Origin of the sequence: Hyphomicrobium sp. GJ21, assembly GCF_001006785.1 — a bacterium.
Taxonomy (GTDB): Bacteria; Pseudomonadota; Alphaproteobacteria; order Rhizobiales; family Hyphomicrobiaceae; genus Hyphomicrobium_B.
This window is the reverse complement of sequence record NZ_CDHO01000003.1, coordinates 1,781,225-1,792,162: the sequence shown is the minus strand read 5'-3', so window position 1 is coordinate 1,792,162 and position 10,938 is coordinate 1,781,225. Positions and strand designations below refer to the sequence as shown.

Sequence of the window (10,938 nt, the reverse complement as noted above, 5' to 3'; positions counted from 1 at the left end):
ATCTGCAATGGGCGTCATGGCGAACGTGATTTCTCGACAGGGCGGGAACGAGTCTCTTTGCTCGTACCCCGCCTTGGGCGAGACCGTCGTCGCCGGGGCGGCGCAGCCGGTCACTTGGCAACTGCCGCAAGAGACGCCGGTCGCCTTGCAGATCAATTCCGAGCCCTACACCGTCATGATGGCGACGCCTTCGGATCTACGCGACTTCGCGTTCGGATTTCTGATCGGCGAAGGTATTCTCAAGGACCCGAAAGAAATTCGCGGCGCGCTCGAGATGCCGGGCGACGAAGGCATCACCATCGACGTGGCGGTTCCCGAAACGGCTCTTGAAGTGTCGCGTCTCGCGCGCCGTTCGATTGAAGGCCGAACCGGCTGCGGACTATGCGGCATCGAAGATATCGCGTCGGCCGTTCGGCCGTTGCCTTTTCTCGATCGGACCTGGGCGCCTTCGTCCGACGCCATCGAGCGGGCGGCAGCGAACCTCTTCCAGCATCAGCCGATGAACCAGCACAATCGTTCGGTGCATGGCGCGGCGTGGGTTTCGCGCGACGGAGAAATCCGGCTCGTGCGTGAGGATGTCGGACGCCACAACGCGCTCGATAAGCTGATCGGAGCGCTGGTGCGCAATGATCTCGACGTGCGCGACGGCTTCGTCTTGATGACGAGCCGATGCAGCTTCGAACTCGTGCAGAAAACCGTAACGGCGGGCATCGGCGCGCTCGTGACCGTTTCCGCCCCGACATCGCTGGCGCTCGAGCTTGCGCGCAAATCGAATCTTTTCCTGGCGGCGCTCGCCAAGGGGAAGCCTGTTGTCTTTAACTCCTGACGCAGCGCAGTGCTGGTCGCAAATTCAATTCGGTAGGGAAGATGGATAAAGAAGTTCTGATTCAGATGGCCAACCAGATCACGGATTTCTGGTCCCCCTATCCGAAAACCGAAGCAACGGAGAGCATCGCGCGGCACATCCATACGTTTTGGGATCCGCGCATGCGCGACCAGATGAAGACGATCATCGACGATGGCGCTGAAGGACTGTCGCCGCTCTTCATCGAGACGATGAAGGATTATTTCAACGGTCCGAAATCTCCCCCAAAGCCTGCTCCATCCACTCCGCAGGCCAAGCCCAAAGCCGGCACGCCGGCATCGTAAGTTCGGACTTCACAAAAAAGGGTGGCGAATGCCACCCTTTCCGCATCTGGTCTCGCGTTTTCCTTCCGGCTTCCTCCCGGCGCTATTCCGCTGCTGCACGGTTGGCGCTCAGCACCTGGTCTTTCAATCTGCCCGACACTTCCGCCAGGTGATCGAAGCCGAACGTGAACGAGCCGACGCCAGCGGTTGCGGATCGTAGATCGATAATCAAATTATCCATCTCCGCTTCCGGAATATGCGCTTCGATCACGTCCCAACCCGGCCATCCCGAACGCGCGTCGAACCCAAGGATCTGCCCGCGCCGTTGCGAGATGATGCCGTTGATGCGTGCGTTCGCTTCAGAAGGCACCGCAATCGACACCGCCATGACAGGCTCGAGCAAAACGGGATTGCACTTCGGCATGCCTTCCGACATCGCGAGGCGACCGGCCTGCCGGAACGCCATGTCGGACGAGTCGACCGTATGGTACGAGCCATCGGTCAGCGTCACGGCGACGTCGACGACGGGGAAGCCGAGCGGGCCTTCCGTCAAATAATCGCGCACGCCGATCTCGACCGACGGAATGAAGTTGCGCGGAATTGCGCCGCCGGTGATCGTTTCCGAGAACGTGACGCCGGCTGAGCGCGGCAGCGGCTTGATGTCGAGCTTGACGTCGCCGAACTGCCCATGACCGCCGGATTGCTTTTTGTGCCGGCCGCGAATTTCGGTTGCCGAGCGTATGGTCTCCTTGTAGCCGACGCGCCGCTTTTCGCGCACGACTTCGATGCCGTACTTGCGCAGCAGTCGTTCCAGCGCGACGCGCAGGTGCATCTCGCCCTGCCCATGCAGCAGGATCTGATGCATGTCGGCGTTGTGCTCGAGCGTCAGTGAGGGGTCCTCGTCGACGAGCTTAGCGGCAGCGGAGGACAGCTTAACTTCATCCTTGCGATCCTTGAGACCGAGGCCAATGGCGAGGACGGCTTGCGCCGGTTTCGGAACCGGGATTTGCGTCACCGCCGATTTGCCGACACCGATCGTCTCGCCGGAATGAATGGCGTCGAGGCGTCCCAGCGCGACGGTATCGCCAGCCTTGGCGCCGCTGCACTTCACCGTTTCTTCGCCGCGGATCGTGAATATGCCGGCGACGCGAACTTCCTGGCCATCGCCGCCTGTCACCGTGGCGTTATCCGGAATGTCTCCGGCGAGAACGCGGGCAAACGACAGCTTGCCGCCCGACTTGGTATGTAGGCTTTTGAAGACGTAGGCCGCCGACTTGACGTTTTCGAGCTTGTGCCTCCGTGCGGTGTCTTCGACGAACGGGCATTCGTGCCGGAGCGCCTTCATCAGGCGCATGATGCCATGCCCTTCCTGCGCCGAACCCAGCAGCACCGGGCAGATCATGCCGTCCTTGAATTCCTTCGCCAGATCGTCAAACACGCGGTCGTTGGGCGGGGGAATGTCAGCAAGCAGCTGCTCCATCAGCTCGTCGTCGTAGTCGGCGAGTTTCTCGAGCATCTCGAAGCGGGCTTCCTTCTCGCGCGCCGCCACAGCCGACGGCAGTTCGATGATCTTGCTCTCGGCGTGCTCGCGATAGACGTAGGCGCGCTCGGACGCCAGATCGACGAAGCCGGTCGCGATGCCGTTTTCCCAGATCGGAATCTGGCGAAGGACGAGCGGTTTTGAACTCGCGGGCTGCAACCCCGGAATGATGTCGCGCAGCGGTGTTTGCGACGCATCGATCTTGTTCAGGAAAATGAGATGCGGAATTTTGGCGTCTTCCAGCTGCTTCAGGATCACCTGTAGCGCCGCGACGCGTTTCGGATCGGCTTCGCTCACCACGACCGCCATATCGCAGGCGGGCAGCGCGAGGGCGCCTTCGTGGGCGAATTCAACCGATCCTGGGCAGTCGATGAAGGTAAATTTGTCTTCGAGGAACGATACGTCCGCGACGTTAACGCCGACGCTCATCGCGTGTTCACGGGCTTCGGGGGTGTTGTCGCCGACCGTTGATTTGGCGGCGATGGAGCCGGCTCGCGAGATGCCGCCGGTACGTGCGAGAATTGCTTCGAGAAGAGTGGTCTTGCCGCTTGCGAAGGGTCCGATCAACGCGACGCAACGTGCGCCTCGGACCCCACCCCTGCCTCCCTGAGCGCCACTTCTGCCCTTCGGGCCATCTGAACTCGTCATGATTGCCTCCGACATTGCGAGGCGCAGACCAACGCTTTGGCCGCACCCCGCACCTCGGAAGGATACGGCGGAGATCATGCTCGCTCGAAAGGCGGCGTCGCACAACCGTCTTAACGGGGCTCAGCCGCACAGTTTCGTGAAACTTTCATATTGCGATGCAGTAGTACGAGAGAGCCGCTGATTTGTTTTTTGCGCCGCCGAAACTACTTTCCGCTCAAAGGGCTAAGCGGAGGCTCAAATTGCAAATATCGCTTGAATAACTTTAAACTTGGCTCATCATGAACTCATCCGCGTTTGGCGCGTTTTAAGGGGTACGAGCGCACAATTCGGAAGGGCCAGAGGGATTTGGCTCAGGAATGCGAGGCTGGGTTATGAGTATCGAGACACTGATGTCCGCAGCAAACGCTGCCGGGTATGTTATGGCGGTCGAGGATGAACTTCCCGATGCCTTCGGTGCCGAGCCGACGGTATTCGAGTTCAAGTCGCAGCCCACGACTGCAATCGCGATCTGGCGTCCGGTCGTTCCGGACATCGACGGTCGTCCCCTGACCGGACACATCGCGCACGCCTGGGACTGGTTTACCGGTCGCTTCGCGGGTAACGGCGCGACGGCCTAAGCGAAACTCTCAGTTGCGAACGTGTGAAGCGCGCAAATGCTTTTGCGCGCTTTTTGATTCACTGGTTGTCTAACCGATCGAGCACAAGGCCGCGTTTCAGGTGAGATTTCCGCAGAAGCGCTGGATTCTCGTGCAGGCATCTTTCAACGCTTCAGTCGAGGTCGCGTAAGACACGCGGAAGGACGGTGAGCCTTCGAACGCCGCGCCGTGGACGACCGCGACGCCCTCTTCCTCCAGAAGCGCCGTCACGAACGCTTCGTCATCGGCAATCTTGACGCCGCTCTTGCTCGTCTTGCCGATCAGAGCCTTGATGCTCGGATAGACGTAGAATGCGCCCTGCGGGTTGGGGCATTTGATGCCCTTCGCCTGGTTGAGCATGCTGACGACGAGATCGCGGCGCTCGACGAATATCTTGTTGTTGTGCGCGATGAAGTCCTGCGGCCCGTTCAAGGCTTCGACACCGGCCCACTGAGTGATTGACGACGGATTGGACGTCGACTGCGACTGCAGTTTGCGCATCGCGTTGATGAGCTGTTCCGGACCCGCCGCATAGCCGAGCCGCCAGCCCGTCATGCAGTAGGCCTTAGAAAGACCGTTCATCGTCAGCGTGCGCCCATAGAGGCGCGGCTCAACCGCTGCGGGCGTCGCAAACTTCAGGCCGTCGTAGAGCAAATGCTCGTACATATCGTCAGTCAGAACCCAGACCTGCTCGTGCCGGAGCAGAACGTCGGTCAGGGCTTTGATGTCGTCGTGCGAATAGGCCGTGCCCGTCGGGTTCGACGGCGAATTGAAGATGAACCACTTCGTCTTCGGCGTGATCGCCTTTTCGAGCGCTTCGGGCTTCAGCCGGTAGCCGTCTTCCAGCGTCGTCGGTGCGAAAACGGGCGTGCCGCCGCCGAGCAGAACGATGTCCGCATACGAGACCCAGCACGGCGCGGGAATGACGACTTCGTCGCCCGGATTGAGCGTCGCGAGAAGCGCGTTGTAGAGCACCTGCTTGCCGCCGGTTCCGACGGAGACTTGGCTCGGCTTGTAATCGAGGTTGTTGTCGCGCTTGAACTTCGCGACGATCGCGGCCTTCAGTTCCGGAATGCCGTCGACGTCGGTGTATTTGGTTTTGCCCGCGTCGAGCGCGCGTTTCGCGGCTTCCTTGATGTTGTCAGGCGTATCGAAATCCGGCTCCCCTGCCGACAACGAGATGATGTCCCGGCCTTGCGCCGCAAGCTGACGAGCTTTGGTCGAAACGGCGATAGTGGCGGACGGCTGGATGCGATTCAAACTGTCGGCAATGAAGCCCATGATGCGCCTGTCATTCGGAGGAGGTGCAGACGTTCATCTCGCGGCTGCGAAACGAACGGCGCGGACCCTAATTCCAATGATTCGCGACCGCAAGCCGACGTTTTGACAATACGGCTGCGCCGCCGCCGCAGGACCAGCACACGACATCATCTATTGGGCCAGTGATGCCTGCCGGCAACTCAAACGGCCAGAAATCAACCAGCACCAAATCGGCCAGCCAGCGCCACATTGCGGGCCCATGACCGCCAAGAACCACCGGTCAACTCAGCCTTAACGGCTCGTCATTACGAAATCGGTTTCGTGCGGAGGGATTTGGGACAATGGCTGCCAGCGGGATCAAGAAGCGACATTCGCAAGCACGCGCCTCCAGGCGCCGCCATCGCCTCCGCCGCCCGTTTCTGGATGCGGCCGGCACGGCCTTGCTTTTTGTCATGCTGACCTCCGTCGGAACGAGCGCGCCGGTCAAGGCTTACCCATTTGCGGTTGCTGCCGGCGGGATCGAGCGCCCGATGACGTCGCACACTATGAAAGCTATTGCGGAGGATCGTCCGGCGCCGATCATCGAGATCGCGACGACGAGTTCGCCGCACAATCCTGATGCCGTATTTCGCAGAACCAGCAGTACTACAGCCTGGGTGCTGCTGGGGCTGTCGCTGTCGCTTTTAACGGCGTTGAACCTCAGCATTATCAGGCACTTGCGGCGCGTTTACGTCCGGCCAAAGGCGCGTCGAGCGGCGTTATCCGCAACGCGCGGCGGGCAAGGCTATTGAATTGCCGCATTCGCGTTTGTAGGTTTTGGCGCGTTTGTAGGTTTCCGTCAGTCGAAAAGCGGCATTATATCCGTCGCGACTCTTGGAGGTGCGGAGCATGACGAGGCAACCGATCCGGCCGTTCTGGCTTGGCCTCACCGTTGGCGCGACCGTGGCCGTCGTCGCCGCGACGTCCTTCTTCGCCAGCAGCGAGACGGTTCTGCGAAAAAGCTTCGCGACCGCACTCACGCAAGCCGCCTCACCCGCCAAGGACGTCGCTTCGATAACACCCATTTCCGGATCGGAAGATTACTGGCTGACCGCCATGCGCCGCGATGACAGCACGCCGATCACCAAGGCAGTCGCGGTCGGCGACAAGATCTCGCTGACGCTCGGCGGCCATAACCGCACGTTCGCGGTGGCTTCGGTGTCCGACTTCTCGCCGCAGATCACGGAAATCGACACGTCCTCCGGACCGGAGCGCTTCGTCCTGGTAACCGCTCGCGACGTGAAGAACCCGAATGAGCGGCCGATCCGCTTCGTTATGGAAATCGACGGCGCGAGCGCGACGATCATCGGCAGCCGCGGCGGCCGGACGCTGTAGTCGCGAAGCCTGCTGTAGTCAGACCAATCGCCGTTCCGCTCACCACGGAACGGCTTTTTTGTCTTCGAAGAACCCGCCCGTCGGCCCGTCCGATGGCAGCGTTGCGAGCCAAACCGGCGTCTCGGCGCCTTTGTCAGGCAAGCGCGAGGCTTCCGGTCCACCCATCCCCGTTCTGACCCAACCCGGCGAACAAGCATTGACCTTGACGTCGCCGCGACCGGCTTCGGCAGCCGCGATGCGCGTCAACGCATTCAATGCCGTTTTCGAGATGCGATAGGCTGGAAAGCCGGAACCCATGCCGGCAAGCTGACCCGCGAGCGACGATACGTTGACCACCCGTCCATATTCCCGCGCGATCATGCCTGGCAGAAGCGTTCGGATGATTGCCGCCGGGGCGAGCACGTTCGTTTCCCACGTCAGGCGGAAGGTTTCGTCGGTCATGTCGAACAGACTGGCGTCGAAGCCACCCGGCCCGTCGATCAGAATTGCTGCGTTGTTGACGAGGATGTCGATCGGAGCGTGGCGTTGCTCGATGTCCTTCAACGCGGACGGCAACGCCGCAACGTTCGCGACGTCCAAAATCACAGGTTGGACATCGACGGCGATTTTGCCAAACGCGGCTGTGGCCGAGGCGGCGCTGGCGCCGTTGCGAACTCCGGCAAGAACGGTGATCCCGAGCTCGGCAAGCTGGCGCGCGATCGCAAAGCCGATGCCGCGGTTGGCGCCTGTCACAAGAGCAGTCTTGTTCATTTGAGGGCCAGGCACGAGCGCATCTCCCGGTGAGATATTCCTCGGCCAACGTACCGCCAAGACGGGACGCACGGAAAATAAAAAACCCCGCCGAGAGCGGCGGGGTTTCCAAATTTCGCTTGCTCAGCAGATCAGGATTTCTTGGCGTCTTTGTTCTGCTTCGCGAGATTCTTTTTGCACTCGGCGCGGAATTTCTTGCGGTCCTTGCCGTGCAGGCCCTTCGCATCCGCATCCTTCGAGCACTGGATCGATTCCGGCGAATGGACGACCGGGGTGGCGGGCTTCTTCGCGTCCTTCGCCAAGGCCACGCCGCTGCCGATTGCCATCATGGCGGCCGCCGCTGCCGCAACCAATTTCATAGAAGTCATCGTGTGTGCTCCGTTTATCAGTAGTTCAACGTCTGTTAGCCAACTTGGTTGCCCCGGCCCCGCTGGACCGATCCGCATCGAGTGCATCGAATTTCGGAATCGGCGAACGATTGGCTATCACTCCGCCGAGCGGCGACGAACTTACTCTTCCGTAAGGAGCTTTTGCCGATAGCTCAGGCACGCTCAGGTCTACGCCGCCGTCGTTAATGCGCGTCCCGGCGTGACACTGTGGCCCCGAAACAGCATTTATGCTCCGGCTTCTCGTCTCTATATTTGCAGCGTGGCATCTTCACCGAAAACACCCTCCGGCAAATCGTCCCGACCGCGGTCCTCGCGCGGCAAGTCGGGTAAGCCGATCCAGCCTCCCGCCGAAACGTCGGCCGGGACGCCGGGCTTTGCCGAAACGAACGCCTATTTCGCGCCTGCCGATTTCTCCGGAAAGACGACGAGCAGCGGACTTCCGAGCTTGCCTGCGTTACGCGCATCGGGGCCGCGTCCGCCGATGGGCGGGGAAAGCCTGACCGACAGTCTGACCGCGCTGCTGACACGGCCGGACGAACGCTCCGAACGCGCGAAAGAAATTCTGTCGCGCCAACCCTTGATGGCGTCGCATCCGATCGTCTCCGGCGGCATGCCGATGTTCATGCCGCATCGTCCGGAGCGTCCGGAAAAAAGCGAAGGCGGCATCCGGTTCAAAATCGAATCCGACTACGAGCCGAGAGGCGACCAGCCGCAAGCGATCTCCGAACTCGTCGATGGCGTCGCGAAGCACGAGCACAATCAGGTGCTGCTCGGCGTCACCGGCTCTGGCAAGACGTTCACGATGGCGCACGTCATTCAGGCGACACAGCGTCCGGCGCTGATCCTGGCGCCGAACAAGACGCTCGCGGCTCAGCTCTATGGCGAGTTCAAGAGTTTCTTTCCGGACAACGCCGTCGAGTATTTCGTTTCCTATTACGACTACTATCAGCCGGAAGCCTACGTCCCGCGCACCGACACGTACATCGAGAAGGAAGCGTCGATCAACGAACAGATCGACCGCATGCGTCACGCCGCGACGCGCGCTCTGCTCGAGCGAGACGACGTCATCATCGTCGCGTCGGTATCGTGCATCTACGGTATCGGATCGGTCGAAACCTATACGGCGATGACGTTCACCGTGCGCGCCGGCGAGCAGATCTCGCGCGACCAATTACTGGCCGATCTCGTCGCGCTGCATTACCGGCGCAACGATCAGAACTTCGTGCGCGGCTCATTCCGCGCGCGCGGCGATACGGTCGAAGTCTTTCCGGCTCACTTGGAAGATCGCGCGTGGCGCTTCTCGCTGTTCGGCGATGAAGTCGAAAGCATCGTCGAGTTCGATCCGCTGACCGGCGCGAAAACGGACGAGCTGGCGCTGGTCAAGCTCTACGCGAACTCGCACTACGTCACGCCGAAGCCGACGCTGCAGCAGGCGATTAAATCGATCAAGATCGAACTCAAGCAGCGGCTCGACGAGTTGTACGACGCAGGCAAGCTGCTCGAAGCGCAGCGCCTCGAACAGCGCACCACATTCGACATGGAAATGATGGAGGCGACAGGTTCGTGCGCCGGCATCGAGAACTATTCGCGCTATCTCACGGGACGCAACCCGGGCGATCCGCCGCCGACGCTGTTTGAATATCTGCCCGACAACGCGCTTGTTTTCGCCGACGAGAGCCACGTCACCGTTCCGCAGATCGGCGGCATGTTCCGCGGCGACTTCCGGCGCAAGGCGACGCTTGCGGAATACGGTTTCCGCTTGCCCTCGTGCATGGACAATCGCCCGCTTCGCTTTGAAGAGTGGGACGCGATGCGTCCGCAGTCGGTGTTCGTCTCGGCGACGCCAGCGAGCTGGGAAATGGAGCAGACCGGCGGCGCGTTCGCGGAGCAGGTCATCCGCCCGACGGGCCTTATCGATCCGGTCGTCGAAATTCGATCCGCGAAAACGCAGGTTGACGATCTGCTCGACGAAGTGCGGCAGGTCGCGCGCAAAGGCTTCCGCACGCTCGTCACGGTGCTGACCAAGCGCATGGCGGAAGACCTTACGGAATACATGCACGAAAGCGGTATACGCGTCCGCTACATGCACTCCGATATCGAGACGCTCGAACGCATCGAAATCATCCGCGATCTGCGGCTCGGCGCCTTCGACGTGCTGATCGGCATCAACCTGCTGCGCGAAGGTCTCGACATTCCGGAATGCGCGCTCGTCGCCATCCTCGATGCCGACAAGGAAGGTTTTCTGCGCTCAGAAACGTCGCTGGTGCAGACCATCGGACGCGCGGCGCGCAACGTCGACGGCAAAGTCATTCTGTATGCGGATCAAATGACCGGCTCTATGGACCGCGCCATCGCGGAGACGAACCGTCGTCGCGAGAAGCAGATGGCGTGGAACGAAGCCAACGGCATCACACCGGAGAGCATCAAGCGCAACATTCACGACGTGCTGCAGTCGGTCTACGAGCAGGATCACGTGACCGTCGATGCCGGACTCGCCGATGGCGACGCCGTGCAATCGCTCGGACATAATTTGCAGGCCGTCGTCGCCGATATGGAGCGGCGCATGAAAGAAGCCGCCGCCGATCTCGAGTTCGAAACGGCGGCGCGCCTGCGTGACGAGATCAAGCGGCTGCGCGAAACGGAGCTTGCGATTTCGGATGATCCTCTGGCGCGGCAAAGCGATGTCGAAGATCGCGCCGGAAGTTTCAAGGGCGAACGCAAGTATGGCCCGAGCGCGAACGTCCCTCCGTCGCGCAAGAAGGACGGGGAGCAGGAAAACGGCGGCTCACGCATCAAGACCGAATATGAGCCCGTGCAGCCGACGTATGCGCAATCGAGTTCTTTGATTGCGCCCGGCGACTCTTCTTCATCGGCGCCTGGCGACTCGCGTTCCGCGAGCCGGCCGCCAGGCGCAGGATCAAGGATCAAGAAGCCGTCGCTCGACGACATGGGGCCGGGAACGGATCGGCCGGTGCCGGCGCGCGCGCCGAGTGTCGATAGCCGCACCAAGGCTGGTGCGTTCGGCGAGAAGATTGCCGGTCCGCACAAGCCGACGCTCGACGAAATGGGACCGCACGCATCGCTGCCGGTGAAATCGGGCGAGAAGCCGTCGCGCCTTCAAATGCCGACGCGAACACGCGAGTTCGATGATCCATCACAGAAGAAAGGCCGCCGGGGGCGTCCGCGCAAAACAGGACGGCCGGGGCAGTAGCGC

The 10,938-nt window shown here is 61.3% G+C and carries 10 protein-coding genes; 6 read left to right on the top strand and 4 right to left on the bottom strand.

From position 1 onward, the window contains the following. Positions 1-16: 16 nt before the first annotated feature. Together fdhD and HYPGJ_RS16900 are read left to right on the top strand one after the other, a co-directional pair. Positions 17-826: a formate dehydrogenase accessory sulfurtransferase FdhD gene (fdhD, locus tag HYPGJ_RS16905; protein WP_244466218.1), complete on the top strand. Its 810-nt coding sequence runs from the start codon at positions 17-19 to the stop codon at positions 824-826. Positions 827-867: 41 nt separating this feature from the next. Further along, positions 868-1,149, top strand: coding sequence for a formate dehydrogenase subunit delta (locus HYPGJ_RS16900; protein ID WP_046848135.1), 282 nt, complete (start codon positions 868-870; stop codon positions 1,147-1,149). 82 nt (positions 1,150-1,231) lie between these two features. On the opposite strand, the gene HYPGJ_RS16895 is transcribed toward HYPGJ_RS16900, so the two are convergent. Continuing rightward, positions 1,232-3,316 carry an elongation factor G gene (locus HYPGJ_RS16895; protein ID WP_046848509.1) on the bottom strand — a complete coding sequence of 695 codons (2,085 nt, stop codon included), beginning with the start codon at positions 3,314-3,316 and terminating at the stop codon, positions 1,232-1,234. A 371-nt stretch (positions 3,317-3,687) separates the two neighbouring features. Between HYPGJ_RS16895 and HYPGJ_RS16890 the strand changes: the two genes are divergently transcribed. Beyond that, a complete protein-coding gene (locus tag HYPGJ_RS16890) occupies positions 3,688-3,933 on the top strand; it encodes a hypothetical protein (RefSeq protein WP_041921654.1) in 246 nt (81 codons plus the stop codon). Between the two features lie 96 nt (positions 3,934-4,029). On the opposite strand, the gene HYPGJ_RS16885 is transcribed toward HYPGJ_RS16890, so the two are convergent. After that, positions 4,030-5,232, bottom strand: coding sequence for a pyridoxal phosphate-dependent aminotransferase (locus HYPGJ_RS16885; RefSeq protein ID WP_046848134.1), 1,203 nt, complete (start codon positions 5,230-5,232; stop codon positions 4,030-4,032). A 320-nt stretch (positions 5,233-5,552) separates the two neighbouring features. Between HYPGJ_RS16885 and HYPGJ_RS16880 the strand changes: the two genes are divergently transcribed. Then, the gene (locus tag HYPGJ_RS16880) at positions 5,553-6,002 is read left to right on the top strand and encodes a hypothetical protein (protein ID WP_046848133.1); all 450 of its coding nucleotides are present in this window, start codon (positions 5,553-5,555) and stop codon (positions 6,000-6,002) included. A gap of 97 nt (positions 6,003-6,099) precedes the next feature. Next, a complete protein-coding gene (locus HYPGJ_RS16875; protein WP_046848132.1) occupies positions 6,100-6,585 on the top strand; it encodes a hypothetical protein in 486 nt (161 codons plus the stop codon). Between the two features lie 39 nt (positions 6,586-6,624). Here the strand turns inward: HYPGJ_RS16875 and HYPGJ_RS16870 are convergent, their stop codons facing one another. Both HYPGJ_RS16870 and HYPGJ_RS16865 read right to left on the bottom strand, forming a co-directional pair. Further along, positions 6,625-7,350, bottom strand: coding sequence for an SDR family NAD(P)-dependent oxidoreductase (locus HYPGJ_RS16870; protein WP_244466216.1), 726 nt, complete (start codon positions 7,348-7,350; stop codon positions 6,625-6,627). A 116-nt stretch (positions 7,351-7,466) separates the two neighbouring features. Beyond that, a complete protein-coding gene (locus HYPGJ_RS16865; protein WP_046848130.1) occupies positions 7,467-7,703 on the bottom strand; it encodes a PsiF family protein in 237 nt (78 codons plus the stop codon). 280 nt (positions 7,704-7,983) lie between these two features. On the opposite strand from HYPGJ_RS16865, the gene uvrB reads away from it, so the two are divergent. After that, positions 7,984-10,935: an excinuclease ABC subunit UvrB gene (gene uvrB, locus HYPGJ_RS16860; RefSeq protein ID WP_083984166.1), complete on the top strand. Its 2,952-nt coding sequence runs from the start codon at positions 7,984-7,986 to the stop codon at positions 10,933-10,935. Positions 10,936-10,938: the final 3 nt, after the last annotated feature.

Coding starts and splice junctions, on each gene's coding strand:
- fdhD (WP_244466218.1), top strand. CDS start 17: ATGGCGAACGTGATTTCTCGACAGGGCGGGAACGAGTCTCTTTGCTCG.
- HYPGJ_RS16900 (WP_046848135.1), top strand. CDS start 868: ATGGATAAAGAAGTTCTGATTCAGATGGCCAACCAGATCACGGATTTC.
- HYPGJ_RS16895 (WP_046848509.1), bottom strand. CDS start 3,316: ATGACGAGTTCAGATGGCCCGAAGGGCAGAAGTGGCGCTCAGGGAGGC.
- HYPGJ_RS16890 (WP_041921654.1), top strand. CDS start 3,688: ATGAGTATCGAGACACTGATGTCCGCAGCAAACGCTGCCGGGTATGTT.
- HYPGJ_RS16885 (WP_046848134.1), bottom strand. CDS start 5,232: ATGGGCTTCATTGCCGACAGTTTGAATCGCATCCAGCCGTCCGCCACT.
- HYPGJ_RS16880 (WP_046848133.1), top strand. CDS start 5,553: ATGGCTGCCAGCGGGATCAAGAAGCGACATTCGCAAGCACGCGCCTCC.
- HYPGJ_RS16875 (WP_046848132.1), top strand. CDS start 6,100: ATGACGAGGCAACCGATCCGGCCGTTCTGGCTTGGCCTCACCGTTGGC.
- HYPGJ_RS16865 (WP_046848130.1), bottom strand. CDS start 7,703: ATGACTTCTATGAAATTGGTTGCGGCAGCGGCGGCCGCCATGATGGCA.